Origin of the sequence: Alcanivorax sp. IL2 (assembly GCF_047495475.1) — a bacterium.
Taxonomy (GTDB): domain Bacteria; phylum Pseudomonadota; class Gammaproteobacteria; order Pseudomonadales; family Alcanivoracaceae; genus Alcanivorax.
In genome coordinates, this window is sequence record NZ_CP179932.1 from 1529237 (window position 1) to 1555951 (window position 26715).

31 protein-coding genes and 1 tRNA gene are annotated in these 26715 nt (G+C 56.0%); 21 read left to right on the plus strand and 11 right to left on the minus strand.

The window, feature by feature from the left end; translation table 11 throughout:
* Nucleotides 1–4: 4 nt before the first annotated feature.
* From ACMG4N_RS07190 to ACMG4N_RS07200, 3 genes are all read right to left on the minus strand, one after another.
* Nucleotides 5–547: a glutathione peroxidase gene (locus ACMG4N_RS07190; RefSeq protein WP_414433175.1), complete on the minus strand. Its 543-nt coding sequence runs from the start codon at nucleotides 545–547 to the stop codon at nucleotides 5–7.
* Nucleotides 548–618: 71 nt separating this feature from the next.
* Entirely contained in the window at nucleotides 619–981 is a 363-nt protein-coding gene (locus tag ACMG4N_RS07195; protein WP_414433176.1) for a HopJ type III effector protein, read from the minus strand.
* Between the two features lie 131 nt (nucleotides 982–1112).
* The gene (locus tag ACMG4N_RS07200; protein ID WP_297770610.1) at nucleotides 1113–1508 is read right to left on the minus strand and encodes a hypothetical protein; all 396 of its coding nucleotides are present in this window, start codon (nucleotides 1506–1508) and stop codon (nucleotides 1113–1115) included.
* A gap of 69 nt (nucleotides 1509–1577) precedes the next feature.
* On the opposite strand from ACMG4N_RS07200, the gene ACMG4N_RS07205 reads away from it, so the two are divergent.
* From ACMG4N_RS07205 to ACMG4N_RS07255, 11 genes are all read left to right on the plus strand, one after another.
* Nucleotides 1578–1898 carry a GIY-YIG nuclease family protein gene (locus ACMG4N_RS07205; RefSeq protein ID WP_414433177.1) on the plus strand — a complete coding sequence of 107 codons (321 nt, stop codon included), beginning with the start codon at nucleotides 1578–1580 and terminating at the stop codon, nucleotides 1896–1898.
* Nucleotides 1882–2472: a LemA family protein gene (locus ACMG4N_RS07210; RefSeq protein ID WP_297770616.1), complete on the plus strand. Its 591-nt coding sequence runs from the start codon at nucleotides 1882–1884 to the stop codon at nucleotides 2470–2472. Before ACMG4N_RS07205 ends, ACMG4N_RS07210 begins: the two co-directional genes overlap by 17 nt.
* 266 nt (nucleotides 2473–2738) lie before the next feature.
* Nucleotides 2739–3452, plus strand: coding sequence for a TPM domain-containing protein (locus ACMG4N_RS07215; RefSeq protein ID WP_297770618.1), 714 nt, complete (start codon nucleotides 2739–2741; stop codon nucleotides 3450–3452).
* Nucleotides 3452–4063 carry a TPM domain-containing protein gene (locus ACMG4N_RS07220; protein ID WP_297770621.1) on the plus strand — a complete coding sequence of 204 codons (612 nt, stop codon included), beginning with the start codon at nucleotides 3452–3454 and terminating at the stop codon, nucleotides 4061–4063. The genes ACMG4N_RS07215 and ACMG4N_RS07220 overlap by 1 nt, the downstream gene beginning before the upstream one ends.
* A gap of 281 nt (nucleotides 4064–4344) precedes the next feature.
* Nucleotides 4345–4557 carry a hypothetical protein gene (locus ACMG4N_RS07225; protein WP_035249117.1) on the plus strand — a complete coding sequence of 71 codons (213 nt, stop codon included), beginning with the start codon at nucleotides 4345–4347 and terminating at the stop codon, nucleotides 4555–4557.
* A 164-nt stretch (nucleotides 4558–4721) separates the two neighbouring features.
* The gene (locus ACMG4N_RS07230; RefSeq protein ID WP_414433178.1) at nucleotides 4722–5249 is read left to right on the plus strand and encodes a hypothetical protein; all 528 of its coding nucleotides are present in this window, start codon (nucleotides 4722–4724) and stop codon (nucleotides 5247–5249) included.
* Nucleotides 5250–5416: 167 nt separating this feature from the next.
* Complete coding sequence (locus ACMG4N_RS07235) at nucleotides 5417–6505, plus strand: DUF4297 domain-containing protein (RefSeq protein WP_414433179.1); 1089 nt, start codon at nucleotides 5417–5419, stop codon at nucleotides 6503–6505.
* 32 nt (nucleotides 6506–6537) lie between these two features.
* The gene (locus ACMG4N_RS07240) at nucleotides 6538–8253 is read left to right on the plus strand and encodes an AAA family ATPase (protein WP_414433180.1); all 1716 of its coding nucleotides are present in this window, start codon (nucleotides 6538–6540) and stop codon (nucleotides 8251–8253) included.
* Between the two features lie 65 nt (nucleotides 8254–8318).
* Nucleotides 8319–8741, plus strand: a complete 423-nt coding sequence (locus tag ACMG4N_RS07245) for a tyrosine-type recombinase/integrase (protein WP_414433308.1) — start codon at nucleotides 8319–8321, stop codon at nucleotides 8739–8741.
* Between the two features lie 7 nt (nucleotides 8742–8748).
* Nucleotides 8749–9549, plus strand: a complete 801-nt coding sequence (locus ACMG4N_RS07250; RefSeq protein ID WP_414433181.1) for a hypothetical protein — start codon at nucleotides 8749–8751, stop codon at nucleotides 9547–9549.
* 139 nt (nucleotides 9550–9688) lie between these two features.
* Nucleotides 9689–10141 carry a hypothetical protein gene (locus tag ACMG4N_RS07255; protein ID WP_414433182.1) on the plus strand — a complete coding sequence of 151 codons (453 nt, stop codon included), beginning with the start codon at nucleotides 9689–9691 and terminating at the stop codon, nucleotides 10139–10141.
* 253 nt (nucleotides 10142–10394) lie between these two features.
* Here ACMG4N_RS07255 and ACMG4N_RS07260 read toward each other — a convergent pair.
* Nucleotides 10395–10471: transfer RNA gene (locus tag ACMG4N_RS07260), tRNA-Met, on the minus strand.
* Between the two features lie 215 nt (nucleotides 10472–10686).
* Between ACMG4N_RS07260 and iscR the strand changes: the two genes are divergently transcribed.
* The 4 genes from iscR to ACMG4N_RS07280 all read left to right on the plus strand — a co-directional run bounded on the left by iscR (nucleotide 10687) and on the right by ACMG4N_RS07280 (nucleotide 14014).
* On the plus strand, nucleotides 10687–11151 hold the full coding sequence (iscR, locus tag ACMG4N_RS07265; RefSeq protein ID WP_297770636.1) for a Fe-S cluster assembly transcriptional regulator IscR: 465 nt from the start codon (nucleotides 10687–10689) through the stop codon (nucleotides 11149–11151).
* A gap of 136 nt (nucleotides 11152–11287) precedes the next feature.
* Nucleotides 11288–12439: an IscS subfamily cysteine desulfurase gene (locus tag ACMG4N_RS07270; protein WP_414433183.1), complete on the plus strand. Its 1152-nt coding sequence runs from the start codon at nucleotides 11288–11290 to the stop codon at nucleotides 12437–12439.
* A 95-nt stretch (nucleotides 12440–12534) separates the two neighbouring features.
* A complete protein-coding gene (locus ACMG4N_RS07275) occupies nucleotides 12535–13101 on the plus strand; it encodes a heme NO-binding domain-containing protein (RefSeq protein ID WP_414433184.1) in 567 nt (188 codons plus the stop codon).
* A 346-nt stretch (nucleotides 13102–13447) separates the two neighbouring features.
* Nucleotides 13448–14014, plus strand: coding sequence for a heme NO-binding domain-containing protein (locus ACMG4N_RS07280; protein ID WP_297770645.1), 567 nt, complete (start codon nucleotides 13448–13450; stop codon nucleotides 14012–14014).
* A 147-nt stretch (nucleotides 14015–14161) separates the two neighbouring features.
* Here the strand turns inward: ACMG4N_RS07280 and ACMG4N_RS07285 are convergent, their stop codons facing one another.
* The 7 genes from ACMG4N_RS07285 to sufB all read right to left on the minus strand — a co-directional run bounded on the left by ACMG4N_RS07285 (nucleotide 14162) and on the right by sufB (nucleotide 20525).
* The gene (locus ACMG4N_RS07285) at nucleotides 14162–14608 is read right to left on the minus strand and encodes a SufE family protein (RefSeq protein ID WP_297770648.1); all 447 of its coding nucleotides are present in this window, start codon (nucleotides 14606–14608) and stop codon (nucleotides 14162–14164) included.
* Between the two features lie 96 nt (nucleotides 14609–14704).
* A complete protein-coding gene (gene sufT, locus ACMG4N_RS07290; protein ID WP_414433185.1) occupies nucleotides 14705–15250 on the minus strand; it encodes a putative Fe-S cluster assembly protein SufT in 546 nt (181 codons plus the stop codon).
* Between the two features lies 1 nt (nucleotide 15251).
* Nucleotides 15252–15611: a HesB/IscA family protein gene (locus ACMG4N_RS07295; protein ID WP_414433186.1), complete on the minus strand. Its 360-nt coding sequence runs from the start codon at nucleotides 15609–15611 to the stop codon at nucleotides 15252–15254.
* A 140-nt stretch (nucleotides 15612–15751) separates the two neighbouring features.
* Nucleotides 15752–16966, minus strand: a complete 1215-nt coding sequence (locus ACMG4N_RS07300; protein ID WP_414433187.1) for an aminotransferase class V-fold PLP-dependent enzyme — start codon at nucleotides 16964–16966, stop codon at nucleotides 15752–15754.
* Nucleotides 16966–18192 carry a Fe-S cluster assembly protein SufD gene (sufD, locus tag ACMG4N_RS07305; protein WP_297770659.1) on the minus strand — a complete coding sequence of 409 codons (1227 nt, stop codon included), beginning with the start codon at nucleotides 18190–18192 and terminating at the stop codon, nucleotides 16966–16968. Before sufD ends, ACMG4N_RS07300 begins: the two co-directional genes overlap by 1 nt.
* On the minus strand, nucleotides 18189–18944 hold the full coding sequence (gene sufC, locus ACMG4N_RS07310) for a Fe-S cluster assembly ATPase SufC (protein WP_297770663.1): 756 nt from the start codon (nucleotides 18942–18944) through the stop codon (nucleotides 18189–18191). Before sufC ends, sufD begins: the two co-directional genes overlap by 4 nt.
* Before the next feature lie 141 nt (nucleotides 18945–19085).
* Nucleotides 19086–20525, minus strand: coding sequence for a Fe-S cluster assembly protein SufB (sufB, locus tag ACMG4N_RS07315; RefSeq protein ID WP_035249097.1), 1440 nt, complete (start codon nucleotides 20523–20525; stop codon nucleotides 19086–19088).
* A gap of 309 nt (nucleotides 20526–20834) precedes the next feature.
* On the opposite strand from sufB, the gene ndk reads away from it, so the two are divergent.
* The 6 genes from ndk to hisS all read left to right on the plus strand — a co-directional run bounded on the left by ndk (nucleotide 20835) and on the right by hisS (nucleotide 26691).
* A complete protein-coding gene (gene ndk / locus ACMG4N_RS07320) occupies nucleotides 20835–21266 on the plus strand; it encodes a nucleoside-diphosphate kinase (protein WP_297770668.1) in 432 nt (143 codons plus the stop codon).
* A gap of 83 nt (nucleotides 21267–21349) precedes the next feature.
* Entirely contained in the window at nucleotides 21350–22495 is a 1146-nt protein-coding gene (gene rlmN, locus ACMG4N_RS07325; protein ID WP_297770672.1) for a 23S rRNA (adenine(2503)-C(2))-methyltransferase RlmN, read from the plus strand.
* Entirely contained in the window at nucleotides 22492–23274 is a 783-nt protein-coding gene (gene pilW, locus ACMG4N_RS07330; RefSeq protein ID WP_297770675.1) for a type IV pilus biogenesis/stability protein PilW, read from the plus strand. Before rlmN ends, pilW begins: the two co-directional genes overlap by 4 nt.
* Nucleotides 23271–24167, plus strand: a complete 897-nt coding sequence (locus ACMG4N_RS07335; RefSeq protein ID WP_414433188.1) for a helix-turn-helix domain-containing protein — start codon at nucleotides 23271–23273, stop codon at nucleotides 24165–24167. Before pilW ends, ACMG4N_RS07335 begins: the two co-directional genes overlap by 4 nt.
* A 20-nt stretch (nucleotides 24168–24187) precedes the next feature.
* Entirely contained in the window at nucleotides 24188–25306 is a 1119-nt protein-coding gene (gene ispG / locus ACMG4N_RS07340) for a flavodoxin-dependent (E)-4-hydroxy-3-methylbut-2-enyl-diphosphate synthase (protein WP_297770682.1), read from the plus strand.
* Between the two features lie 116 nt (nucleotides 25307–25422).
* Nucleotides 25423–26691: a histidine--tRNA ligase gene (gene hisS / locus ACMG4N_RS07345; RefSeq protein WP_335626971.1), complete on the plus strand. Its 1269-nt coding sequence runs from the start codon at nucleotides 25423–25425 to the stop codon at nucleotides 26689–26691.
* The last annotated feature ends 24 nt before the right edge of the window (nucleotides 26692–26715 follow it).

Sequence of the window (26715 nt, forward strand, 5' to 3'; positions counted from 1 at the left end):
GAGGTCACCGGTTCAATGCATCGCGGATGGCCGCTTCCAGCTCACCACCGCGCGGCTCCGCCGCTGCCGGGAAATGGCGAATGAGGGAGCCGTCTGCGGCTACCAGGTACTTGTTGAAATTCCAGCCCGGCGCCTGGGTGGCGGTGCCAAGGGCCTGGAATACCGGGTTGGCAGTGTCGCCCTTTACCGAACTGGTGGCGGCCATGGGGAAGGTCACACCGTAGTTCACATAGCAGACTTCCGCGGTATCGGACTCGCTGTTCAGCTCCTGGCGGAAATCATCCGAGGGGAAGCCCACCACAATCAGCCCCTGTTCCCGATAGCTCTGGTACAGTGCCTCCAGATCCTTGAACTGCGGGGTGTAGCCACACTGACTGGCGGTGTTCACCACCAGCGTCAGCTTGTTGCGGGTCAGGGCACACAGATCCAGCGTCTGCTGGGAATGCAGCTTTCTGACGGTGGTATCCAGAGCGTCGGCACAGCCGTCCGCCGCGTGAGCCACGGGGGTCAGTAACAACGCAAACAGCAGGCCCAGATAGCGCGCCATGATGATCTCTCCATGAAATTGTCTGCACAGGATTCACGAAAGCTGATCAAGATGGCGCGAAGGGGGTCACATTATCGAGGAACGAGGGCGTCGCCATCGAATTGCACCTGGCTCAGGCCGTGGCGCATGAAGGTGCGGATATTGGCGTGATCGGTGCCGTCCGGGTTGCCCTGAACGTCATGCCGATAGAAATGCCCGAAGCAGGCCAGGGTCTGGGCGTCTGACAGCTTGTTGAGTTTGGCGAAGGCAAAAATCTTGCAGGATCCCTCGTTGCTGCCGGCCTCATTCACCACCTGGTCATCGCCACTGCCGTTGGTAAAGCGGGTAGGGGTGTAGGTGTAGTGCTCGGCAATCACCTCTTGCACCTGCTCGAAGGCGACGGCATCGGGTACCAGGTTCAAGGCAAACATCAGGGTTTGAAGGGAATTGCTCATGGGGCGTCCTGTTCCGGTCAGTGAAAGGCGGAAGGGTAGCCGCATCATCGGAACAGGGGAAGGGGGCGGAACCGAAGCGGCTATCTGTGGAGCTGCATTCGCTGGTGGTCCCGCCCTCTACTGAGAGGCGGTTACTTAAGCGCCGGGTCTTTCGGCAGCACCATGCCGGTGCCCTGCAGCGGGTCACAGTTCTTTAGCACGACCTTGCCTTCGAGCATGTTGCCCCGGGAATATTCCTGGAAGATGCACTCGTTGGTTTGCGGATCGTAATTCTGGATCCACAGGTTGTCGCCCTTCCAGGTGGCACCGATGTGGTACTGCTCTTCAGGCACCTTGATGTTCATGGTGCCGCCAAAGCGTTTCACAAAAATCTGTTCCAGCCAGAAGTAGTAGGCCAGGGTCGCCACCAACCAGATCACGGCGGCAATAATCAGCGCCGGCTTCCATTTGCCCAGCCGCACGCCGATGCCAAACAGGGCACCGATGACGAGTACTGCAACGAGAAACCAGTAAAGGTAGGTAATCATTTTTTCATCCTTGTTGTCTTGAACGTCTCTGGCATCATAGCAGCCAGTAAAAAGTGGGATGTAAAAACCATGCAAGAGTGGTGGGTGTATATGCTGCGCTGTGCGGACCAGACACTGTATACCGGTATCAGTACCGAACCGGCCCGGCGTTTTCACGAGCATAATTACAGCCCCAAGGGCGCACGGTACACCCGTGCCCGCCGGCCGGTACAGCCGGTGTTGCTGGTGCCCGCCGGCGATCGGGCCTCGGCCTCACGGCTGGAAGCCCGTCTCAAGCGGTTGACCCGTGGCGAAAAACAGCAGTTACTGGCGAGCCTGCGCGACGACAAGCGCAAGGAACCGCTGTCATTCTGGATTGAAGGAGCAGAGAACCATGACACTTTGGCGTAGCCTTTTTCTGGTCATGCTGGCCGGCTGGCTCAGCGGCTGTGGCATCAACAACATCCCCACCTACGATGAACAGGTAAAAGCCGCCTGGTCGCAGGTGGAAAACCAGTATCAGCGCCGGGCAGACCTGATCCCCAACCTGGTCAACACCGTGAAGGGCTATGCCAGTCACGAGAGGGAAGTGCTGGTGGACGTGACCGAGGCCCGTGCCAAGGTGGGCTCCATCCAGGTGGACGGCAGCATGCTCGAGAATCCGGAAAAACTGAAACAGTTCGAGCAGGCCCAGCGCCAGCTCGGCTCGGCTCTGCAACGGTTGATGGTGGTGGCGGAACGCTACCCGGACCTGAAAGCCAACCAGAATTTCCTGGCGCTGCAATCGCAGCTGGAAGGCACGGAAAACCGCATTAGCGTGGCGCGCCGTGATTACATCGCCGCCGTGCAGCAGTACAACACCGAAATCCGGACTTTCCCCGGGCGGCTGTGGCACAGCTTCCTGTACAGCGACATGGAAATGCGCGACACCTATGAAGCCACCGCGGAAGATGCGGATCAGGCGCCGGCGGTGAACTTTAACTAGGGCCTGCTCCCGCTATTTTTGTGGCCCCTGTTGCGGCCCAAAACGTGCCAATCTAGACGTGAGGAGAGATGTTTGGTTTTTCCAAATGAACGACGAACAACGCCGAGTGGCGCGTTTTGGGCCACAACCCGAAGGGCTGGGCCCTTTTCCGCCCAGCGAGCTGCTATCGCTGCTTATGTAGGCTGGCTACACGGCACAACGATAGCAACTCGCTGGACAAAAAATGACACCAGCAGGGGCTACAAAAATAGCGGGAGCAGGCCCTAATGCGCTTATTTACCCTGCTTATACTGCTTCTGTCGTCGCCCCTGTGGGCGGCGCCGGAATTTCCCGAACTCACCGGCCGGGTGGTGGACAACGCCAACCTGATGACCGCTGCCCAGCGCCAGAGCCTCACCCAGGCACTGGCCTCGGCGGAACAAAACACCTCCAACCAGGTGGTCGTGGTGACCCTGGCTGATCTGCAAGGTTATGAGATCGCCGATTATGGTTACCAGCTGGGCCGCCACTGGGGCATCGGCAGCAAGGAATCCGATAACGGTGTCCTGCTGATCGTGGCCCCCAAGGATCGCAAGGTGCGCATCGAAGTGGGTTACGGCCTGGAAGGGGTGCTCACCGATGCGCTTTCCAGCGTCATCATCCAGCAGGAAATCCTGCCCGCCTTCCGCCAGGGTCAGTTCTATGGCGGCATCCAGGCCGGTGTCACCGCCATTCAGTCGGCCATCAAGGGCGAATATCAAGGCGAACGTCAGCCCCGCAACAAACCCAGTGGACTCAAGGCCCTGCTGATCCTGATCGGCATGGTCGTGGTTACCTTCCTGCTGTCCTTTGGTGGCGGCGGAGGCCGGGGTGGCCGTCGTGGCGGTATGTTCCTGCCGGTGCCCATGGGCGGCTTCGGCGGCGGTGGTGGTTTTGGTGGCGGCGGCTTCGGCGGCGGCGGTGGTGGATTCGGAGGCGGTGGCGCCTCGGGAGGTTGGTAATGTTGCTGGATAAAAACGCACAGGAAACCCTGTCCCAGACCATCGGTGAACAGGAAAAACGCACCGACGCAGAGCTGGTAACGGTACTGGCTCGCCAGGCAGACGATTACCGCTACGTGACCCTGCTGTGGGCGGCCTTGCTGTCGCTGCTGGTGCCGGTGGCACTGCTGTTTCTGCCGGTCTGGCTGACTCCCTTTGAAGGCCTGCTCCTGCAATGGGGCGTACTGCTGGTGCTGGCGGTACTGTTCCGGCTCAAGCCGGTGCAGTTCCGGGTGGTGCCGCGTCGGCTGCAACGCATGCGCGCCGCCGGCCTGGCCCGGCAGGCGTTCCTGGAGCAGGGCCTGCACCGCACCCGTGGCGGCACGGGTCTGCTGATCTTCGTCAGCGAAGCGGAACACTACGTGGAAATCCTGGCGGACCAGGGCATCGCCCGTCATGTGGACGACAGCGAGTGGCAGACCATCGTGGATGCCTTCATCGCCCGGGTGAAAGCCGGCCGGGTGGCCGAGGGCTTCCAGGAATGCGTGGCCGCCTGCGGCGACAAACTGGCCACCCATGTGCCTGCCACGGAACAAAAAAATGAGCTGCCAAACCACCTGATCATGCTCTGACCGACGAATGGTTAACCCCTTAATTTTCCTGATAAAAAGCCTGCCCTGTGCAGGCTTTTTTACTGTTAAATCAGGCATTTGACCGAATTCGCATTTTCTTGAATATGAGCAAACTGGGTTATTGCACCTGGCAAAGGCTTCCGGTAACAAGAGAGAGCAAAGGTAAAACGCACGAATAAAAATACCGGCTCACCCCGAACAAGGACTGAGCGGTCGTCACCTCAAAGCAGGGTCGCCATGGGCCTTGATGTAGCTGCTTTGACACAGCGAGGAGAGAGACGATGAGACTGTTTCGCGAAAAGAGCGCTGCTGCCATCCCCCCGGTGTTGATCACCGAGTCCAACGACGTGGAGCGCCTCAAAGCCATTGCCCGCAACACCGCCGCCTTCGATCTGGGCGTCCAGGACGTGGAGTGGGAAAACGATCTCCCCGATGATCACGGCTGCATGCGGCTGAAACTCAGCGGCGATTACTACTTCGTGATCCGCCCCTGAAAGTATTGTTGATCTTGCGACATACCCTGACGTCTGCAACCGGAGAGCAGTAAACCTTTACAGGCGAACACTCAGGCGCCCGCAGCAGTATTTGTCCCTCTGGCATCCTTCCTGCCTCGTGATAAAGTCGTACCTGAATCAATAATGATCGCAGGGAGCGACACATGAAAACCCTTTTGCTTGCTACCACCGCCATCCTCGGCGCTATCACTCTTTCCACCCCAGTCTTTGCCTCTCACAGTGTCTATGGCGTCCTCAAAGGCGGCTGGACCAACCTGGATGACCGGGATATCCCCTCCGGGGCCGATACCACGGATACCACCTTCTCGCTGCTGGGTGGCGTCAGCTTTCCCCTGGCACGCGATACCTTCTCCGTCGGCGTTGAAGGCGGCGCTGTGTGGCTGGGTGACTACGGCGACGGCAATGAAGTCGATATCTCCGGCATCGAAGCCGCCGCCATCGGCAAGGCCCGCATCGCCACCGGCACCGACCTGTTCCTGCGCGCCGGCGCCCTGCGCTGGGATGCAGAATTCGACCACGGCAGCGACGAAGACGGCACCGACGGCTTCTGGGGCGCGGGCTTCACTTACGGCCTCGATAACCTGAAATTCCGCGGCAGTGTGGACCGCTATTCACTGGATGAGGTGGATGTGGAGGCGTATACGCTGGGGCTGGAGTATCGGTTTAACTGATTGGTCGCTGATATTCGGTTCTGTGGGGTGCCGGGCAAGGTCTGACCCCAGATTCTCGCACTGACCCTTAATGCTGGGGTTCAACCAAAAGGAAACTGAATTGATAGAGACAACTGGCTACGGTTCAAAAAAACAGTTATGCCTTACTGCTAATTGGGCTTCTTAAAATGCACAGTAAAATTCAGTCTGACCTAATTACAGTGAATCAAACTGAAACTGCAGGCTATCGCTCCCCTGCAAGATTTGCATATCAGAGAAACTGGGCTTTAGCAGAACTGATCGAATATCATTTGCAAGGAAAGGATTATGTCTTTGCCTTTGAGTTTCACGATGACATATTAATACTTGATTCAGAAGATAATCCATCTAGCCTGCAATTTGTCCAAGTGAAAACAAAGACAACTGGTCAGAAGTGGTCTGTGAATCAACTTACTAAGTCTGAAAAAGGCAAAAACGGCAATCCAGATAAGCTATCAATAATCGGTAAACTTTACGAAAATAAGAAAAACTTCTCGGAGCACAGCAGCCAACTACGCTTTGTAACCAATGCTTATTTTTCATTCACTGACCCAGCGCCTATTACAATTGCTAATGAGTTAGAAAAGAAAGAGCAAGATAAGATAACAAGTGCAGTCCAGGCGCAGCTGGGGAATGGCACTGTGGATTTAAGCGCCCTCCGGCTAGAGCAAAGCACCCTGAGTGTGGATGACCATGAAAAACACATCCGGGGTATTCTGCATAACTTTTTTGAAAGCTTATTTGGTATCGAACATAATATCCCCGTATCACCTTGGTATCAGTCCATATCTGACCAGATTAAAATAAAAAATAATTATCCGTCAGATCAAATAACATCATTTGACGATTTGATTCGTAATAAATGCATAACTAAATCTGAAATAGAGGATTTTGTTTATCGAGTAAACCGATCTAGTAGTGGTGCCGACAATTGGGACATTATTAAATGTCAGCTGCAAAATGAAGGGGTCGCCCCTCAGGAGCTAATAAAACTTCAGCGTAGCTGGAAAAAATACACTACTGATAGATTGGATTATGACAATAATGCCCTGAAGAGCCTTGAAAGCGACATTTCTGATGCAGTGAGAAAAACCTCGCTAGGTGATAGTCCACCCTTTAAAGATGTGATTTTGATAATTAGAAAAGAAATATCTGGAAAGCTGTCAAAAGTGGGAAGTATTTTTGATGGCCACTACATAAACTCCATCATTCTGTGGCAATACTGTGAACAGTTATAATTTTAAAAAACTTGTAAGGTATTTGCGAAAAAATGGAACGAAAACAGCTATTAATAAAGAAACTAACAATTCTGTCGATACCGGAGAAATCCGCAAAAACAGTGACGTTCCACCCGCAAAGAAACCTAATAACAGGCGAGAATGACGTAGGTAAATCCTCCATTATTAAGTCAATCTATCACTCCCTTGGGGCTGATGTTCATTTTGATGGTGTATGGGAAAAAGCTGACGCTATTAGCTTGCTTACATTTTCATACAGCAATAAAAACTACATGATGCTTCGCTCCAGAGATCATTTTGGCCTCTTTGATGAAAATGGCCATCTCATTCAATCTTTCAACAGTATTGTTAAAGGTCTTTCTCCTCACTTTGCTAAGCTTTTTAATAACAAACTAAAGCTCAAACAATCCCAAACAAATCAAAGAATACCTGTTTCGCCGGCTATTCAGTTTCTGCCTTTTTATATAGATCAAGATAAAAGCTGGACAAAACCATGGGACTCATTTGAAGGTCTCGGTGTGTTCAGCGGATTCAAAAGAGATTTGATTAATTTCGTTACTGGTATAAGACCGAATGAGTATTTTCTTTTGTCCGAGAAAATAGATCAGCTTTCAGCCAAGTTAACAATCCTTAAAAATGAATCAGGGGTTCTTAAGTCCGCCAGGAGCGCTGTAGAAAAACATATTCCTAAATCTTTTTTCGATATTGATATTAAAGCTTTTAAGAAAGATATAGATCAACTTCTTGTGAAATTGGAGGTTCTGAAAAACAAGGAAAATGAGTACAGGAAGAATCTTGTCAAGCAAAAGAATAAAGAAGTATTTGTCGACAATGAGATTGCTCTAGTTAGTAAATCTATTCGGGCTATCAATAAAGACTATGAGCATTCACTAAATGAGCTTGATGGTGAAATTACTTGCCCCACCTGTAATGCGACCTATGAAAATTCTATGGTTTCACGATTCGCTCTGTTGGAAGACGTCGACACGTGCCGCAGCCTTCTTTCTGACTACTTAGAAGACAAAAAGAAAATTTCTAAGGAGGTCGCTAAGCTGGAAAATCAACTTAACCTGCAAGTTGCTAAAGTCCGTGAAATCACTTCCCTGCTAAATGAGAAGAAAGGCAAGGTTCGTCTGAAAGACCTTATTCAAAATGAAAGCTCCAAACAGGTTAAAGAAATTTTCAACCGTAGTCAGAGCAACTATAGAGCTCAGATTTTTGAAATTGAAGAGGAAAAATCAGTCTTTGAGTCTGACCGGTCAAAATTGAACAACAAGGAGCGTAAAGACTTAATTGTTAGCAGGTTTAATGCCCTTATTGACCAGTTTTTAATAAAGCTAAATGTCCACACCCTTAATTCCGGAGGGTTTAGTGATATTCCATTATCAGTTAAATCTCAAGGTAGCGATACACCGCGAGCCTTGCTGGCTTATTACTATGCTATTCTCTTTACGTCTAAAGAGTTCACCTCCCTGCCGATTTTTCCTCTGGTTATTGATTCGCCAAATCAGCAAGATCAGGATGCCGTAAATAGAAATAAAATAATCAATTTTATTTTTAGGAATACGCCGAGTGAATATCAGCTAATTTTAGGTACTGTGGATTTGCATGGCTTTGATTACGATGGCCACACTATATCGCCAATGACCAAGCTTGGGTTATTAGATAGGGATGAGTTTAAGGAAAGTTACAATAAGATATCTCCTCTCTTGGATAGTCTCCAAGCTAGCTTAGTATCTGACTCGTAATTATTATTAAGCAGTGCTTGTGTTTGATCCGCCTATGAAGCGGTCAGCGACCTCAAATAAAGTACATCACGACTTGGCCGAGATGGGGGGAGGCGAAAAAGCTGAGATGGACAGAGCTGCTACCGGCCAAAGCGCTATATGAAGGGGAGAATACCAAAATCGGGAAGAGTAGGGCGGCACCCATCGCGGATAACGTATTGAGCCAGATAAAGGCTGTAGTCAATCCTGCTCCTGGGCGACTCTTTAACCCCTGTCGCGATGCTTTTCGATCGGCTTATAAACGAGCAGGCTTCCAGATCCCCCAGCAAATGTCCCACATTCTCCGCCATGGTTTCGCAAGTCATTACATGATGAATGGTGGTGATATTCTTTTCCTGCAACGAACCCTAGGTCATGGCAATAGCACAATAACAATTAGGTATTTTCATCTTAGTCCTGATTATGTGCTTTATGTTGTTGCGCTATGTTCTTCTAATTCATTGGTTTGATTTTTGAATGAAATATTTAATTGGCATTAAAAGAGTTTTTATCGCTGTGACAAGTCTTGTTGCTTTGTTTTTTTTGTTGTGGGTATTTGGTTCCTCCTTAGGATGGAAGGAGCAGGCAATGCATGATTTTTTTGTTAGTGTGTTTTCGGTTTTTGTTGGTGCTTTTACCGCATTTCGTTTTAATTTCTATCTCGACTCATATAGAAATAGGGAGCGGGAAATTAAAAGCATAAGAAAGGTTTTGTTTAAGATCGGAGTTATGAGGAATACTGTTAATCTTGTGAGAAAAAGTATTCAGGGTTATATGAATAGTGACGTTGCAATGGCTTTTATGATGCCGCCTATAAATATTTACCATTCCCCTGCGATGGATATTGACCCAGGCGAGTTGGATTTTTTAATCGAGTCCAAGGACCCTGATGTTTTGCTGAGCTTGTCTACTAATCAGTACAACTTCGCTCAGATGCTCAAAACAATAGAATTGAGGTCTGCACATTATTCTGAAGTTATGCGTCCGGCAGCCTTGAAATCTGGTCTTCACGAAAAGCAGGCAACTAAGGCGGATATACTGGATGGTTTAGGGGATCTTATCTACAACGAAAGCATCAATTATGCTCAGACGTTGAAGGCTTTTGTCCTTGAATGCGAGGAAAAGCTTTTATTATCCCAAGAGCGTTTAATCGATATCGCAAAATTAAAGTATCGCGAAGGACATTTCCCAAATTACATGCCTCTAGAGCTAAGAGACGAGATTTTGAAGAGTCGCAAGCGGTCTTGGTGGGGCAACCTGTGGGCGAAATGTAGGTAACCACAAACAAAAAGGGGTTAGAGGTCGCTCTCTAACCCTTTTCTCTTTATCTGATAGCAAGGACCGTAGTGCTCGGGGTCAGGTCTTGATTCGTGCGTTTTCAGCAAACAACAAGATTTTCACAACTTGGCGGGTCTCTATGACAGTTACACTTGCAGCAATTCTATCGCTTATTACGGGACTGATAGGTGCCGTGTTTGGCCATGTTCTATCCGAAAAAAAGAGCCGGAATGATGAGCTGGCAAAAATGCGCCTGGATGCTTACACGGACTTTCTGAAAGCCACTTCGCTCTTGGTGTCAGCTAGGCGTTCAGGAATAACTCAAGATGAGATCGCCGAGTTAGCGGCTCTTAACGACGCAAAGGCGCGTATCTGTGTGTGCGCTGGTGCAGCAGTGGTAGAGGCGTTAGAGAGCTTCTGGTTGCAAGGCGGGACTCTTGAAAAAGAGCAGGAGATTATCGCGTACACCAATTTGTGCAGAGCAATGCGTGAAAGCTTGGGAAGAGACTGTCTCACGTACCAGATCCGGTTGTCCGATATTCTTTTCAGGCTCGAGCCATCCACGTATTCATTCCGAAACGATGATGCGTAGTGTTGGGGCTCGCTGCTGTTGGTTTGATGACTGTTAACTTTGTATCTACTCAAATATGAGTAAAACCCACTAATTTAGCCCCTTTTTACTCATATTTGAGTAATTTCCGGGTTCTAGGGTTCGTTAAGAACGCGAGCGTAATCGTGCCGTAATGGGCCAGAAGACTTTGGTCTTCTCGCTGACGTGGGTAGGACTTGAAGAGCACAAACAAAAAAGGGGCCTGACGTTTCCGTCAGGCCCCTTTTTCTTTATCTGGTAGCAAGGGGCGGACTTGAACCGCCGACCCCAGCATTATGAGTGCTGTGCTCTAACCAGCTGAGCTACCTTGCCATTTGAGGTCGCGAATTTTCCGCGAGGGAGGGGTGGGTGTCAAGCGCTGGGTGCCTTTGTGGGCAATGTTTGACCAGTTGTTGGCAGAGAAAGGGGATATCTGCCATAGTTGCGCATCAAATGAAAATGATTCTTAATTGTTATCCGTTAATACTTGACCAAATTGCTCAGGATTACTACGCTTCACGTCAAATACACGCAATAAGGGTGTGGATATGCGGTTGACTACAAAAGGTCGCTACGCGGTGACGGCGATGCTGGATCTGGCATTGCATGCGGCTTCGGGCCCGGTGTCGCTGGCGGATATTTCCGATCGTCAGGGTATATCCATCTCTTATCTGGAGCAGTTGTTCGCCAAGTTGCGCCGTAATGGCCTGGTGAACAGCGTGCGCGGGCCGGGCGGGGGCTACCAGCTCAGCCGGGCCAGTGAGGATATTGATGTGGCGGCGGTGATCGCGGCGGTGGACGAGTCTGTGGATGCCACCCGTTGCGGCGGCCACGGGGATTGCCAGGAAGGCGATACCTGCCTGACCCATCACCTGTGGTGTGATCTGTCAGATCAGATACAGGCCTTTCTGGGCGGTATCTCCCTGGGGGAGCTGGTGGCTCGCCAGGAAGTGAAGCAGGTGGCCCAGCGTCAGGATCGTCAGCATCAGCGCCTGCCCGTCAGTAGCGTATAAGCTGCTTCTGAATCCTCATCGTCAGCGTTTGCCGGCACAGCACACCCGTTGCCCGGCAGCCACGATGACGGTGTGGATTCAGGTATAATCTCCTCTCTGTTGTTCGCCAACCTCAATCGCCACAAGCCAAGTCGCCATGAGCCAAGCCGTCTATCTCGACTACGCGGCAACTACCCCGGTAGACCCGGCGGTGGTTGATGTGATGGTCCGTCATCTCGGTCCCGAAGGGACATTCGCCAATCCGGCCTCGCGCAGCCACCTTTATGGCTGGTTGGCAGAGGAAGCGGTGGAATCCGCCCGCCGCCAGGTGGCGGATCTGTTGCAGGCTGACCCACGGGAGATCGTCTGGACCAGCGGTGCCACTGAGGCCAACAACCTGGCCATCAAGGGCGTGATCGACGCCCGTGGTGGTGGCCATGTGATTACCAGTGCCACCGAGCACAAGGCGGTACTGGATGCCTGTGGCTGGCTGGAAAAGCAGGGCCACCCGGTGACCTACCTGAAACCCGCTGCGGATGGCCGTATCGATCCGCAGCGCGTGGCCGAGGCGCTCCGTGAGGACACCGTGCTGGTGAGTGTGATGCACGCCAACAACGAGACCGGGGTGATCAACGATATCGCCGCTATCGGCGCCCTATGCCGCGACAATGGCGTGTTGTTCCATACCGATGCGGCCCAGAGTGTGGGCAAGCTGGATCTGAATGTGCAGACCCTGCAGGTGGATCTGTTGTCCGTGTGCGCGCACAAGATTTATGGCCCGAAGGGCATTGGCGCGTTATATGTGCGCCGCTCGCCGGATGTGAAGGTGGCGGCCCAGATTCATGGTGGCGGCCACGAGCGGGGCATGCGCTCCGGTACCCTGGCGACCCACCAGATCGTCGGTATGGGCGAAGCGGTTGCCCTGGCAGCCCGTTTGCGGGATGAGGAAGGGCCGCGTATTGCCGGGCTACGTGATCGTTTGTGGCAGGGCATCAGCCAGCTGGACGGGGTGAGCATCAATGGTGAGGGTGCGCCGCGCTTGCCGGGGCATCTCAATGTGGCCTTTGCCGGGGTGGATGGTGAAATGCTGTTGACCGCCATGAATCAGGCGGCGGTGTCCTCCGGCTCTGCCTGTACCTCTGCGTCCCTGGAGCCGTCCTATGTGCTCAAGGCCATGGGCGTGCCGGATGCCCTGGCCCATGGTTCCATCCGCTTCTCGGTGGGTCGCTTTACCTCAGAAGTGGATATCGACCGGGTGATCGAGAACGTGACCGAGGTCATCCAGCGACTGAGAAAGGTGGCGGGTTAATCCGAACCGGCGGCGGGTTTTATACTCCGAGCGGTTTTCAGTACGGTAGTGCCTCCCTGCTATGGTGGATAAACACCTGAATGGGAGGGGGCTCCATGCACGGCGTCATTATTTCCAATCTGAAAAAATACGTGGAGGAAAAACTGGGCGAGGATGCCTGGGACACTCTGCGTGACAAGGCCGGGCTGCCCGGCAAGGCCTTTATTCCTATCAGCATGTACCCGGACAGCGATCTGGATGATCTGTTGGCGGCGGCGGTGGAGGTCACCGGCCAAAGCCGTGATGATATTCTCAAGGATTTCGGTGCCTGGGTGATTCCCCCACTGATGAAAATGTACCGCTCCTTTATTCCCGAGGACTGGGATGCGGTAACCTTCCTGAAAAACATCGATGACCGGATTCACGAGCGGGTGGTGCGCATGAAAGATGCCAGCGCCAAGCCACCGCATATCAATGTGTCGGAAATTTCCCCGGGGCTGCTGGAGGTGGAGTATCAATCCCATCGGGATATGAGCTACCTGGCGCTGGGGTGTGTGTATGGTGTGGCCGATTATTATGGCCAGAAGGCGACGCTGATGGAGGAGAAGCGGGTGGTGGGTACCCACAGGACGTTCATCATGCGGATCACCGCTGCTGAGCAGGCGCAGCGGGACGTGGTCTGATTTCTGGTTCGCAATGACAGCCGCCATTTCCGGATGGCGGCTTTTCGTATTTCTCCGATTTGTTAGGCGTTGCAGGAGCCTTGCTGGCAAGGCGAATTCCTGGCGGATTGGTGCCACCGTCTTCGCCTTGCGAGCAAAGCTCCAACGGTGCCTGCCCTCCCATACTTTGCCCGCCAGGGCTGCAAATCGCGCAAAAACAGAAAAATGTGACCGGCTATGTCACCTGGCTGTGAATGGGTAGACATTCGCCGGGCCAGTGGTGGTGCGGGCTGGTTGGACGGTCGTGCATGCGGCACAGCTCTTGCTCATATAAAGGAACAGGGAGAGCCGGCTCGGGAGTAGTGACATGCATGGCGTGATCGTGACCAATTTCAAGCGGTATCTGGATGAGTTCATCGGCACTGACGCCTGGGGGGAAGTGGTCTCCACGGCGGGATTGCAGGGCAAGACCTACCTGCCGGTGGCGCTGTATCCGGATGAGGAAATGGAAGCGCTGCTACGAGCGGCTGAATCGGCTACCGGGCTACGCCGGGATGACCTGCTGGCAGATTTTGGGGAGTGGGTGATCGGCCCGCTGATTACCATGTACCAGCCGATGATTCCTGCCCGCTGGGACGCGATGACATTTCTGCTCAACATGCAGCAGATTCACGAGCGCATTCTGCGACTGAAGGACCCGGCTGCGACGGCGCCGAATATCGAGGTGCACAAGCGCGGCGACGATACCCTGGAAATCCACTACCGTTCCCACCGCAATATGGCGGCGATGATTCATGGCTCGGTGAAAGGGGTTGCCGCCTATTTCAATGAAACCGCCAGCCTGCTTGGCTCGGAAGCGGGTGAGGGCGGGGAGCAGCGGTTTGTGTTCCATATCCAGCCGAATAAGACGCAACAAGCGCTGGAGGCGGTGTAAGGCGGACGTGGTGTAGTACCGTCTTCTCGGACGACAGTTCCAGAACCAAGTCAAAAGCGATTTACCACAGAGGACACAGAGTTCACGGAGGATAAACATCCTTTCTCTGTGTCCTCTGTGGTGAAAATGCTTTTTGTGTAGCGGGAGCTAGGCAGTCAGTGACTGGGCCTGTTGTTTGATCTTGCCGACCATGGCGCGCAGGCCGTTGCCGCGAGTGGGGCTGAGGTGATTGAGCAGGTCGATGCGGTCGAAGAAGGCATCCATGTCGTAATCGTGGATGGCCTGGGGGGACTGGCGGTTCAGGGCGGCCAGTACGATGGCGGCCAGGCCCTTTACGATCAGGGCGTCAGAATCCACTGCCATGTAAAGGGTGTCAGCGTCGCTGTCGTAATGGGTTTCCAGCCACACCTGGCTCTGGCAGCCGCGCACAAAACGGTCTTCGGTTTTCAGCTCATCGGGCAGCTCGGGCAGTTGCTTGCCCAGATCGATGATATAGCGATAGCGTTCTTCCCAGTCATCCAGGAATTCCAGGTCTTCACTGATGTCCTCAGCGGTAATCTTTTCGCCAAGGGTGATGCTGTGGATATCGAACACGTCGCTTGCACTCCGAAATAGCTTCTAGCGGCTAGCTTCTAGCTAAGAGCTAACCCGGCTTTCCTGGCAGCTAGAAGCTCGCAGCTAGCGGCTGCTTTAAAACATTCCCAGCTCGAGTTGAGCCTCTTCACTCATCATATCGCGGCTCCAGGGCGGATCGAACACCAGGGCCACTTCCACCTTGTCCACGTTGGGGACTTTACTGAGCCGGTCTTCCACATCGCCCACCAGTACCGGGCCCATGCCGCAGTTGGGGGCAGTGAGGGTCATGCGCACCTGCACTACCTGTTCGCCATCTCGCTGAATCACATCGCAGCCGTAGACCAAACCCAGCTCCTTGATGCTGACCGGAATCTCCGGGTCGAAGATGGTCTGCAGGGTGTTGTCCAGGTCTTCCTGGCGTACGCTGCCGTCGCCGTTGGCCGGCGCAAAGTTCAGCTCCAGGGGTTCCTGGCCGATGGCGTCCGCGTCGGTGCCGTCGATGCGCGCCATGTTGCCATTGATGGTCACCGTGTAGGTGCCACCCAGGGCCTGGCGCAGATTGACGAAGCTGTTCTTGGGGATGGTGATGCGGGTGCCGTCCGGCACCTTGCGGGCCGGTACATCACGCTGGACGACGACGGTTCTCTGATCTTGCGCCAACTCAGACCTCGTCTACCGTAAAGCTCTCGCCGCAGCCGCACTCACCGGTGGCGTTGGGATTGCGGAACTTGAACAGGCTGTTGACGCCTTCGGTGACGTAGTCGATGACCAGGCCGTTGAGCATGGGCAGCCACTTTTCCGGCACATACAGGTTGACGCCGTCGATCTCGAAAAGCTTGTCGCCGTCTTTGGGTTGTTCCACAAAGTCCAGGGTGTACATAAACCCGGAGCAGCCGGATTCGTCCAGATCCAGACGGATGCCGCTGGCACTGGCTCGCTGGATTTCCCGCAGGGCCTGTTTGTTGGCAGCCTCGGTCAGGTTAAGGGTGACCTGGCCAGGTTGGAATGTCTGAACTGTCATGAAATTACCTACCTTGCATTAGCGCATGGTTGATATTGCCGCAGGAGCGTCGCTTTAGACGCGAATCGTACTTGGCACGGCCTGTCGAGAGCAGGGTGCGCGTCTCAAGCGACGCTCCTACGGTGAGGTGTGTGCCGGGCTCAGAGAAAGGTCTTCACCTTCTCCAGCGCCTCGAACAGGCGATCCACCTCATCAAGGGTATTATAAATGGAGAACGAAGCCCTGACTGTGCCTGGAATGCCCATGGTGTCCATCAGCGGCATGGTGCAGTGATGGCCGGTGCGAACCGCCACACCCTGTTTATCCAGCAGCATGCCTACATCCGCCGGGTGAGCGCCTTCCAGCAGGAAGGACAGCACACTGACCTTATTGGCGGCGGTGCCGATGATTTTCAAGCCATCGAAAGCCTCTGCCTGTTTGGTGGCGTGGACCAAAAGAGAATCTTCATGGGCTTGCAGTGCCTCGCGGTCCTGCTGATTGAACCAGTCGATGGCAGCCGCCAGGCCGATAGCCCCGGCAATGTTGGGGGTGCCGGCTTCGAATTTGTAGGGCAACTGGTTCCAGGTGCTCTTTTCGAAGCTCACCGTTTCGATCATTTCGCCACCGGTCTGGTAGGGCGGCATGGCCTCCAGCAATTCGCGACGGCCGTAAAGGACGCCGATGCCGGTGGGACCGAACAGCTTGTGGCCGGAGAAGGCGTAGAAATCCACGTCCAGGGCCTGCACGTCCACGGGGAAGTGGGCCACGGCCTGGGCGCCGTCAATCACGGTAATGGCGCCTGCCTCACGGGCCTTGGCGACCATTTCCTGCACCGGGTTCAGGGTGCCCAGGGCATTGCTGGCATGGCCGATGGCGAAGATTTTGGTGCGCTCGGTGAGCAGCTGGTCGAAGGCGTCCTGATCCAGACTGCAATCCTCGCGTAGCGGGATTACTTTCAAGGTGGCGCCGGTGGCCAGGCAAACCTGCTGCCAGGGCACGATATTGGCGTGGTGTTCGCTGGTGCTGATCAGCACCTCGTCGCCGGGCTGAAGGCGTTCACGGCCGATGCAGTGGGCAACGATGTTGATGGACTCGGTAGTGCCCTTGGTCCACAGGATTTCGTCGCGGCTGGCGTTCAGGAAGCGGGCCACGGTCTCGCGGGCGCCCTCGAACTGGCCGGTAGCCAGGTCGCTGAGATGATGGGCGCCGCGGTGCACATTGGAGTTCACCGTGCGGTAGTAGTGCTCCAGCACGTTCAGCACCGCTTCCGGTTTCTGGGTGGTCGCACCGTTATCCAGATACACCAGCGGCTTGCCGTTGACCTGTTGATCCAGGATCGGGAACTGCGCGCGAAGGGCTGCCACATCAAACGTCATTACGCGGCGTCTCCTGCCGGGCTGGCATGGGTCAGTTCCGCTTCCAGCCAGGGCTGGGCCCACTCGGTCACTGCCGCGTCGGGCAGGGCCATCAGCAATTCGTTAACGAAGCCCAGGCTCAGCATGCGCTTGGCTTCGGCAGCGGGGATGCCGCGCGATTGCAGGTAAAACTGCTGGCCGGCATCCAGCTGGCCGACGGTGGTGCCATGGGCACACTTCACGTCATCGTTGTAAATTTCCAGCTCCGGCTTGGTGTTGATCTCGGCACCGGCGTTGAGCAGCAGGTTCTTGTTGGACAGCTCTGCATTGGTGCCGCTGGCGAAGGGGTGAATGTGGATGCGGCCATTGAAGACCGCCTTGCCGCTTTCACCGGCCAGGCCTCTGAAGTTCTGATCGGACTGGCAGTTGGGCACCGCGTGTTCCACGCACAGCTGGTTGTCCACGTGGCTCTGGTCGCGGACCACGAAGATGCCTTTCATGTTCAGCTCGGCACCGCTCTTGTTCACCAGCGCGCGCACGTCGTTGCGGCGCAGACGGTTGCCGGTCATCAGTTGGTAGCTGTCTACCTTGCCGACGCCCTGCTGGTCGATGATCAGGGTGCCGATGTGCAGGGTATTGGCCTGTTCGCCCTGCAACCGGTAGTGGGTCAGAGTGGCGTTGTCGGCGGTGATCAGGGCGGTGACTGCATTGGTCAGCGCCTGGCCTTCGGCGTGATAGTGCTCGATCACGGTGGCCTCGGCGCCGGCATTGAGCTTGACGATCACCCGCGGGTTGCAGTGGGCCGGTGTCTCGCTGGCGCTCTGGATCTGCACATGGATCGGTTGCTCGATACGGGTATTGGCGGCCACTTCCAGCACTACCGGCTGCCCGCACACGGCACCGTTATAGGCGGCAAAGGGGGTCTGCAGGCCGTTTACCTCAGGCGCGTCGTGATGCAGATTGACGCCGGCGGGCAGGGTGCTGCCCTGCAGCTGGCCATTATTGATGGTGACCACAAACTCGCTCAGTGCCGGCAGGGGCTGGCTGATCTCGCCGTTGGCGACCGCGTTCAGGTGGCCATCGGCCAGGGCCTGCAACGAGGTGTACTTCCAGCGTTCGGTTTTGCGTTCCGGGAAGCTGGCAGCCTCCAGGTCAGCCAGCGCATCGCCGTCACTACCGTGGCGGCGGGCGTTGGCCAGGGCCTGGGTTTTCAGGTCAATGGCGAGGTCGCTTGCAGAGAGTGTCATGCGGACTCCTCTTCTCCTGTGAGCCAGCCGTAGCCTTTCTTCTCCAGCTCCAGGGCCAGTTCCTTGCCACCGGATTTGATGATCTGGCCGTTGGACAGTACGTGCACAAAGTCCGGCACGATGTAGTCCAGCAGACGCTGATAGTGGGTCACGAGCACGATGCCGCGCTCCGGGCTGCGCAGGGAGTTGACGCCCTTGGCCACGGTTTGCAGGGCATCGATGTCGAGCCCGGAATCGGTTTCGTCGAGCAGCGCCAGTTTCGGCTCCATCAGCAGCATCTGCATGATTTCGTTGCGCTTCTTCTCACCGCCGGAAAAGCCTTCGTTGACGCCGCGTTTGAGGAAGCTGGCATCCAGGTTGACCTGTTTGCAGGCGGCGCGGGCCTGGCGGAGCAGGGTGACCGAGTCCCACTCTTCCTTGCCCTGGGCGGTGCGCACGGATTCCAGTGCGGCCTTGAGAAATTCCATGTTGGAGACGCCGGGGATTTCCACCGGGTACTGGAAGGCCAGGAACAGGCCTGCCTGGGCGCGCTCTTCCGGTTCCAGGTCTGCCAGGCTCTTGCCTTCGAACAGGGCTTCACCGCCAGTGATTGCATAGTTGTCACGACCGGCGAGCACATTTGCCAGGGTGGATTTGCCGGAGCCATTGGGGCCCATGATGGCGTGCACCTCGCCCGGTTTAACGGTCAGGTTCAGGCCTTTGAGAATCGGCTTGTCCGCCACGGTGGCGTGCAGATCACGAATTTCCAGCATGTTTTGATGCGCCTTTCGGTTGGGCTGTGTTCCAGCCCCGGTTAATCAGGGTGTTGTAGGAGCTATGCTTGCATGGCGAAGGTGTCGCGATGGTTCGCCATGCGAGCATGGCTCCTACGGTGTCATTTTCAGGGGTGGGCCTTAGCCCACAGCTCCTTCCAGGCTCACTTCCAGCAACTTGCCCGCTTCCACGGCGAACTCCATGGGCAGTTCCTTGAACACCTCTTTACAGAAGCCGTTCACGATCATGGAGACCGCTTTTTCCGGGTCGATACCGCGCTGGCGGCACAGGAACATCTGGTCGTCACTCACCTTGGAGGTGGTGGCCTCGTGTTCGATGGTGGCCGAGGGGTTTTTCGACTCGATGTACGGGAAGGTGTGCGCGCCGCAGGTATCGCCCAGCAGCAGGGAGTCGCACTGGGTGAAGTTGCGGGCGTTTTCTGCCCGTGGGCTGATCCGGACCAGGCCGCGGTAGCTGTTGCTGCTGCGGCCGGCGGAGATGCCCTTGGAAATAATTGTGCTCTTGGTGTTCTTGCCCAGGTGGATCATCTTGGTGCCGGTGTCCGCCTGCTGCATGTGGCGGGTCAGGGCCACGGAGTAGAATTCACCGATGCTGTTGTCGCCACGCAGGATCACGGACGGATACTTCCAGGTGATGGCGGAGCCGGTTTCCACCTGGGTCCAGCTGATCTTGCTGTTGTCGTGAGCGACGCCGCGCTTGGTGACGAAGTTGTAGATGCCACCTTTGCCGTTTTCGTCGCCCGGGTACCAGTTCTGCACCGTGGAGTACTTGATCTCGGCGCCGGGCAGGGCGACCAGCTCCACCACGGCCGCGTGCAGCTGGTTCTCGTCCCGCTGGGGCGCGGTGCAGCCTTCCAGGTAGCTCACATGGCTGCCTTCGTCGGCGATGATCAGGGTGCGCTCGAACTGGCCGGTGTTGGCTTCGTTGATACGGAAGTAGGTGGACAGCTCCATGGGGCAGCGCACGCCCTTGGGGATATAGACGAAGGAACCATCAGAGAACACGGCACTGTTCAGCGCGGCATAGAAGTTGTCGCCCTTGGGTACCACGCTCCCCAGGTATTTCTTGATCAGCTCCGGGTGATTCTGGATCGCCTCGGAGATGGAGCAGAAGATCACCCCGGCTTCCCATAGCTTCTCTTTGAAGGTGGTAAAGACGGAGGAGGAGTCGAACACCACATCCACGGCAACGCCGGCGAGCATTTCCTGCTCATGCAGAGGGATGCCCAGTTTTTCATAGGTGGCGAGCAGCTCCGGGTCCACCTCATCGAGACTCTTCGGGGCGTCATCCAGGCTCTTGGGCTTGGAATAGTAGGACACCTTGTTGAAGTCGATAGGATCGTGGTGCAGGTGGGCCCAGCCAGGGGAGGGCATTTCCTGCCATTTGCGGTAGCTGTCCAGGCGCCATTCGAGCATCCATTCCGGCTCTTCTTTCTTGGCGGACAGGAATCGGATGACTTCCTCGCTCAGCCCGGGGGGCAGGGTTTCGGTGTCCACCGTGGTGGAGAAACCGGCCTCGTAGTTGGAGCGAATCAGTTTGTCCAGTTCAGCTTGGCTCATAGGTCAGGGCCTGATGTTGAATACCAGAGTAATTTAGTCAGGTATTATACGCCATTCGTGAGCGCTGTCGACCATCGACCTTATAGAGGCGGGCTTTCGGCCGGCTCCCGGTGGCGGCAGGGCGGCAGGCCCGTGGCGGGGCGGCAACGGTATCATAATTCACCCTGCTTGCGTATAATCCGCCGGTTCCAAAGGGGTGGCTGTGGTTCTTGCGTTCGCAAGGTTGCCGGATTGCCCCTTCTCTGCCTGGGGGAGCTTGTTTTGGGTTCCCGGGGACCATTTAACGTAAATTCTGGAGTGAACTGACTGATGGCTGTTGAGCGCACCCTCTCTATCATCAAGCCTGATGCCGTGGCCAAGAACGTAATTGGCGACATCGTATCCCGTTTCGAGAAGGCCGACCTGAAAGTGGTTGCCATGAAAATGGTACACCTGAGCGACGAGCAGGCTGGTGGTTTCTACGCTGAGCACAAGGAGCGCCCCTTCTTCAAGGATCTGGTGTCCTTCATGACCAGCGGTCCGGTGATCGTGCAGGTTCTGGAAGGCGAAGACGCCGTGGCCAAGAACCGTGATCTGATGGGTGCTACCAACCCGAAGGACGCGGAAGCTGGAACCATTCGTGCCGATTTCGCTCAGACCATTGACGAAAATGCGGCACACGGCTCTGACTCTGCCGAGTCTGCTGCCCGTGAAGTGGCTTACTTCTTCTCTGACGAAGAACTCTGCCCGCGCACCCGCTAAAATAGCTGGTGCACTGTCTGCCACGGCGCCTGCCGTGGCAGACTTGTATACAGGCTGACTAAACAGTCTGACTGGAGAATGCTATGACAACCCAACAGAAGGTCAATCTGCTCGGTCTTTCCCGTCCGCAAATGGAAGAATTCTTCCTGGAAATGGGCGAGAAGAAGTTCCGTGCCCAGCAGATACTCAAGTGGATTCACCACCATCAGGCGGATTCCTTCGAGCAAATGACCGATGTGGGCAAGGCATTGCGCCAGAAACTCTCCGAGGTGGCGGAAATCCGTGGCCCGGATGTGGCTCATGAAAGCATCAGCCGTGACGGCACCCGCAAATGGGTGTTCGAACTGAGCGGTGGTGGTTCTGTGGAAACCGTTTTTATCCCTGATGGTCGCCGCGGCACTCTGTGCGTGTCGTCCCAGGTAGGCTGTGCCGTGGATTGCAGCTTCTGTTCCACCGGCAAGCAGGGTTTCCAGCGCGACATGACCAGTGCCGAGATCATCGGCCAGGTATGGCAGGCCAGCCGTGCCTTTGGTCCCCGTCGCAATCTTGGCGAACACCCCATCACCAATGTGGTGATGATGGGCATGGGCGAACCCATGCTCAATTATGACAATGTGCTCACCGCCATGCGCATCATGAAAGATGACCTGGGTTACGGTATCGGCAAGAAGCGCATTACCCTCTCTACCTCCGGTCATATCCCGAGGATGGACCAGCTCAGCCAGGATCTGGATGTGTCGCTGGCCGTGAGTCTGCACGCACCCAATGACGAGCTGCGTAACGAGCTGGTGCCGCTGAACCGCAAGTATCCGCTCAAAGAGCTGATGGCGGCTTGCAAGCGCTACAGCGACAACATCACCCATCGTCATAAAACCATTACCATGGAATATGTGATGCTGCGTGATGTGAACGACAAACCGGAGCATGCCCGTCAGCTGGTCAAGCTGCTCAATGGTATTCCGGTGAAGGTCAATCTGATCCCGTTCAATCCTTTTCCTCATGCCGGTTATGAACGGTCACGGAAAAGCGATATTCTGGAGTTTCATAAGTACCTGAATGACAATGGATTGCTGACTACCGTAAGGACAACGCGCGGTGACGATATTGATGCCGCCTGTGGTCAGCTGGTGGGGCAGGTGCAAGATCGGACCCGGCGCAGTGAGCGCTGGAAGCAATCCATTTTCCACCGCTCCGAACAAACCGATAACAACACAGCGCAAGCGCAATGAGACGTTTTTTTCGGGTTTTTCCGGGCTTGCTAATCGCAAGCCTGTTGGCCACCGGGTGTGTGACGGTGGAATCGGGGCAACGGGAAGTGAATGTGGAGGATGCGGTGACCAGCCGTGTGGCTGCTGGCCTGCAATATCTCCAACAAGGTGACCCTTCCGAGGCTCGTCGGCATTTCTCCCGGGCTCTTGCTCACAACGATGATAGCGCGGTGGCGCACAACGCCATGGCGCTGCTGTACAAATACGAAAATGACCCCGAGCGGGAAGAATTCCATTACAAGAAAGCGTTACGGGCCGATCGCAATTACGCCCCGACGCTGAATAATTACGGCACCATGCTTTACAGTCGCGGTGCTTACCAGGACGCACTGGAAAAATTCGAGCGCGCTGCCAACGATCCGTCCTACCAGGGCCGGGGTAGTGCCTGGGCCAACATGGGCCGGTGTTATCGCCAGCTGGGCAATGATGAGGCCGCGCAAAAGGCCTTTGTCAAAGCGATTCGTCTCGACCCCAGGGCCGTAACGCCGAATCTGGAACTGGCCGAATTGTATCAGCGGCAGGAGCGCATGCGACTTGCCTGGGATTACTACCAGCAATATCTCCAGCGTAGTGGTCGACAGAGTGCCCGGTCCCTGTGGCTCGGCATCCGTCTGGCCAGTGAGTTGGGTTATGACGATCAGCAGTCCAGCTATGAGCTGGCACTGGAAAATATCTATCGCCGCTCCGGAGAATACCGCGAGTGGCAGAATTGGAAAGCCTCTCAGGAGAGCGGGAAATGAGCGATAACATGGTCGTGCTACCGGGTGAACGTTGTCGCAAAGCCCGTGAGGCACTGGGGTGGACCCCTGCCGAAGCGGCGAAGAAGATGCATCTCTCCCAGAGCTACCTGGTAGCCCTGGAAGCGGATGACTACGAGCGTTTGCCTGAGGCAACCTTCGTTAAGGGTTACCTGAAGAATTATGCCAAGCTGCTGGGCCTGCCGGCGGATGAAATCGCCAACACCTTCCAGCAGATGGTGAATGACGATGCGTTCGACAAGCCGCTGGATCTGCCGAAAATGGCGCCGCCGCCGTCCGTGTGGCGCAAGCCGTTGCTGGCAGTGGTGGCCCTGCTGGTTGTGGTAGCGCTGCTGATCTGGCTGTGGCCTGAAGACGAAGCGCTGGCGCCTCTGTCTACCTCCGGCATGAATGCGCCTGAAGAGCGTGCTTCTCTGCAGGCTGATGAAGAGGTCGGCGGCGAAACTGGCCCTTTTCCCGGTGAGCCGGCACAGGCGCCAGAGCAGGGCGCCGGTGACCAGCTGTCCCCCCAGTCCCTTGACGACACTGCCAACGACGCCCAGCCTGAAGATACCGGGGCGGCGGCAGACGGTGACAGCGCCGAGAGTGTAGAGAGCAGCGACGAGCCGGCCCCGAGCATGCTGGCCGAAAACGGCCTGGATCGCCTGCTGATGGCGTTTTCCGGCAACTGCTGGATCAGCGTCAAGGACGCCACTGGCCGCACCTTGCGCCAGGGCGAACAACAGGGCGGCGCCTCGCTGCAACTGGATGGCAAAGCGCCGTTCAGTCTCACGCTGGGCGATGCCGGTGCCGTTGATGAACTGATCCTCAATGGCGAGGTTGTCACCTTGCCGACGAATTCCCCCGGTACAGTTGTGCGAGTCTCCATTCCCTGATTCGCGAGGGTAGAAACACCATGGAACCGGAAGTCAAAATCCAGCGCCGCAAGACCCGGCAGATTTTTGTCGGCAACGTCCCGGTGGGCGGCGATGCCCCCATCTCCGTGCAAAGCATGACCAATACCGAAACCTGCGACGTGGACGCCACGGTTGGCCAGATTCGCCGCCTGCAGGATGCCGGTGTGGATATCGTGCGCGTCTCGGTCCCCAGCATGGACGCCGCCGACGCCTTCGGAAAGATTCGTCAGCAGGTGGATGTGCCGCTGGTGGCGGATATCCACTATGACTACAAGATTGCCCTGGCGGTCGCAGAGCGTGGCGTGGATTGCCTGCGTATCAATCCCGGCAACATCGGCCGCGAAGACCGTATCAAGGCGGTGATCCAGTGCGCCAAGGACAAGGGCATCCCGATTCGTATTGGCGTTAACGCCGGCTCCCTGGAAAAGGAGCTGCAGCGAAAATACGGTGAGCCCACGTCTGATGCGCTGGTGGAATCTGCCATGCGCCATGCGGACATTCTCGACCGCTATGATTTTCAGGACTTCAAAGTCAGTGTGAAGGCCTCCAATGTCTTCATGACCCTGCAGGCCTACCGCAAATTGTCTGCCCAGCTGGAACAGCCGTTGCACCTGGGTGTGACCGAAGCGGGTACCTTCCGCTCCGGCACGGTGAAATCCGCTGTAGCGCTGGGCGCGCTGCTGATGGAAGGCATTGGCGACACCATCCGCATTTCCCTGGCTGCCGATCCGGTGGAGGAAGTGCGCGTGGGCTTCGATATTCTGAAAAGCCTCAACCTGCGCAAGAAAGGCGTGAACATCATCGCCTGCCCGAGCTGCTCCCGGCAGAACTTCGACGTGATCAAGACGGTCAACGAGCTGGAAGCGCGCCTGGAAGATATCAACGAGTCCGTAGACCTGGCGGTAATTGGCTGCCTGGTCAACGGTCCCGGCGAAGCCCGTGAAGTGGATGTGGGCCTTACCGGGGGCACACCGAACAATCTTGCCTACCGTGACGGTGAAAAGAGCCATCACATCACCGCTGATGATCTGGTCGATGAACTGGAACGCATGGTGCGGGCCAAGGTGAAGAAACAGCGCGACGATGAAGCTAAAGGCATTATTGCCAGAAGCGAATGATAAATAGCCGGGCAGACATCGCGGTCGAACGACCGCTCCCACGGTAGAAAACCAGGTTGTGGGAGCGGTCGTTCGACCGCGAATTGCGTCCGGCTGATCAGTAGCAAGGACATTCTGTGAGCAAGAAAATCACCTCCATCCGCGGGATGAACGACATCCTGCCGGAACAGACGGGTCTCTGGCAGTGGCTGGAAGACAAGGTGCGCGGTGTGCTGGCCAGCTATGGCTACCAGGAAATCCGTATGCCCGTGGTGGAGCAGACCGATCTGTTCAAGCGCAGCATCGGCGAAGTGACCGATATCGTCGAAAAAGAGATGTACACCTTCGATGATCGTAACGGCGACAGCTTGACGCTGCGCCCGGAGGGTACCGCCAGCTGCGTACGCGCCTGCGAGCAGCACGGCATGTTGTATAACCAGACCCAGCGGCTCTGGTACACCGGCCCCATGTTTCGCCATGAGCGCCCCCAGGCTGGCCGCTATCGTCAGTTTCACCAGATTGGCGTGGAAGTCTTCGGCATCACCGGCCCGGACATCGATGCGGAAGTGATTCTGCTCACCGCCCGCCTCTGGAAAGCCCTGGGCCTGGCCGGCAAGGTCACCCTGGAGCTCAATTCCCTGGGTGACAGCGAAGACCGGGCCCGTTACCGCGACGCCCTGGTGGATTATCTCAAGACCCACTTTGAACAGCTCGACGAGGATTCGCAGAAACGCCTCGAACGCAGCCCCCTGCGGGTGCTGGACAGCAAGGACCCGGGCACCCGCGAGGTGCTCAAGGATGCCCCACAGCTGGCCGATTACCTCAATGAAGACGCCCGCGAGCATTTTGATGGCCTGAAAGCCTTGCTCGATGCCAACGGCATTGCTTATAAAGTGAACCCCTACCTGGTGCGCGGCCTGGACTACTACGGCAAGACCGTGTTCGAGTGGACCACCGACGCCCTCGGCGCCCAGGGCACCGTCTGTGCCGGCGGTCGCTATGATGGCCTGGTAGAGCAACTGGGCGGCAAACCAACCCCCGGGGTGGGCTTTGCCATGGGCGTGGAACGGCTGATTCTGCTGATCGAGCAGGAAAAACCGGAACTGTCAGCCGCTGTGGACGTCTATGTGATGGCCATGGGCGATGCGCTGACACCTGCCATGGCGCTGGCCGAGCAACTGCGCGATGCCATGCCCGGTCGTGGCATTCAGCTCCATTGCGGTGGCGGCAGTTTTAAAAGCCAGATGAAAAAGGCAGACCGCAGCGGTGCGGCCGTCGCCCTGATCATGGGCGAAGATGAACTGGCCAGTGGGGTTGTCACGGTGAAGCCGTTGCGCGGCCAGGGTGAGCAGCAGCAGGTTGCACAGGGCGATGTCACCAACGCCCTGATATCGTTTCTGGAATAAATTGGCAGCTTGTAGCTTGCTACC

Bases quoted from the DNA above. Each gene is read 5' to 3' on its own strand.
- ACMG4N_RS07190 (WP_414433175.1), bottom strand. From the start codon at position 547: ATGGCGCGCTATCTGGGCCTGCTGTTTGCGTTGTTACTGACCCCCGTG.
- ACMG4N_RS07195 (WP_414433176.1), bottom strand. From the start codon at position 981: ATGAGCAATTCCCTTCAAACCCTGATGTTTGCCTTGAACCTGGTACCC.
- ACMG4N_RS07200 (WP_297770610.1), bottom strand. From the start codon at position 1,508: ATGATTACCTACCTTTACTGGTTTCTCGTTGCAGTACTCGTCATCGGT.
- ACMG4N_RS07205 (WP_414433177.1), top strand. From the start codon at position 1,578: ATGCAAGAGTGGTGGGTGTATATGCTGCGCTGTGCGGACCAGACACTG.
- ACMG4N_RS07210 (WP_297770616.1), top strand. From the start codon at position 1,882: ATGACACTTTGGCGTAGCCTTTTTCTGGTCATGCTGGCCGGCTGGCTC.
- ACMG4N_RS07215 (WP_297770618.1), top strand. From the start codon at position 2,739: ATGCGCTTATTTACCCTGCTTATACTGCTTCTGTCGTCGCCCCTGTGG.
- ACMG4N_RS07220 (WP_297770621.1), top strand. From the start codon at position 3,452: ATGTTGCTGGATAAAAACGCACAGGAAACCCTGTCCCAGACCATCGGT.
- ACMG4N_RS07225 (WP_035249117.1), top strand. From the start codon at position 4,345: ATGAGACTGTTTCGCGAAAAGAGCGCTGCTGCCATCCCCCCGGTGTTG.
- ACMG4N_RS07230 (WP_414433178.1), top strand. From the start codon at position 4,722: ATGAAAACCCTTTTGCTTGCTACCACCGCCATCCTCGGCGCTATCACT.
- ACMG4N_RS07235 (WP_414433179.1), top strand. From the start codon at position 5,417: ATGCACAGTAAAATTCAGTCTGACCTAATTACAGTGAATCAAACTGAA.
- ACMG4N_RS07240 (WP_414433180.1), top strand. From the start codon at position 6,538: ATGGAACGAAAACAGCTATTAATAAAGAAACTAACAATTCTGTCGATA.
- ACMG4N_RS07250 (WP_414433181.1), top strand. From the start codon at position 8,749: ATGAAATATTTAATTGGCATTAAAAGAGTTTTTATCGCTGTGACAAGT.
- ACMG4N_RS07255 (WP_414433182.1), top strand. From the start codon at position 9,689: ATGACAGTTACACTTGCAGCAATTCTATCGCTTATTACGGGACTGATA.
- iscR (WP_297770636.1), top strand. From the start codon at position 10,687: ATGCGGTTGACTACAAAAGGTCGCTACGCGGTGACGGCGATGCTGGAT.
- ACMG4N_RS07270 (WP_414433183.1), top strand. From the start codon at position 11,288: ATGAGCCAAGCCGTCTATCTCGACTACGCGGCAACTACCCCGGTAGAC.
- ACMG4N_RS07275 (WP_414433184.1), top strand. From the start codon at position 12,535: ATGCACGGCGTCATTATTTCCAATCTGAAAAAATACGTGGAGGAAAAA.
- ACMG4N_RS07280 (WP_297770645.1), top strand. From the start codon at position 13,448: ATGCATGGCGTGATCGTGACCAATTTCAAGCGGTATCTGGATGAGTTC.
- ACMG4N_RS07295 (WP_414433186.1), bottom strand. From the start codon at position 15,611: ATGACAGTTCAGACATTCCAACCTGGCCAGGTCACCCTTAACCTGACC.
- ACMG4N_RS07300 (WP_414433187.1), bottom strand. From the start codon at position 16,966: ATGACGTTTGATGTGGCAGCCCTTCGCGCGCAGTTCCCGATCCTGGAT.
- sufD (WP_297770659.1), bottom strand. From the start codon at position 18,192: ATGACACTCTCTGCAAGCGACCTCGCCATTGACCTGAAAACCCAGGCC.
- sufC (WP_297770663.1), bottom strand. From the start codon at position 18,944: ATGCTGGAAATTCGTGATCTGCACGCCACCGTGGCGGACAAGCCGATT.
- sufB (WP_035249097.1), bottom strand. From the start codon at position 20,525: ATGAGCCAAGCTGAACTGGACAAACTGATTCGCTCCAACTACGAGGCC.
- ndk (WP_297770668.1), top strand. From the start codon at position 20,835: ATGGCTGTTGAGCGCACCCTCTCTATCATCAAGCCTGATGCCGTGGCC.
- rlmN (WP_297770672.1), top strand. From the start codon at position 21,350: ATGACAACCCAACAGAAGGTCAATCTGCTCGGTCTTTCCCGTCCGCAA.
- pilW (WP_297770675.1), top strand. From the start codon at position 22,492: ATGAGACGTTTTTTTCGGGTTTTTCCGGGCTTGCTAATCGCAAGCCTG.
- ACMG4N_RS07335 (WP_414433188.1), top strand. From the start codon at position 23,271: ATGAGCGATAACATGGTCGTGCTACCGGGTGAACGTTGTCGCAAAGCC.
- ispG (WP_297770682.1), top strand. From the start codon at position 24,188: ATGGAACCGGAAGTCAAAATCCAGCGCCGCAAGACCCGGCAGATTTTT.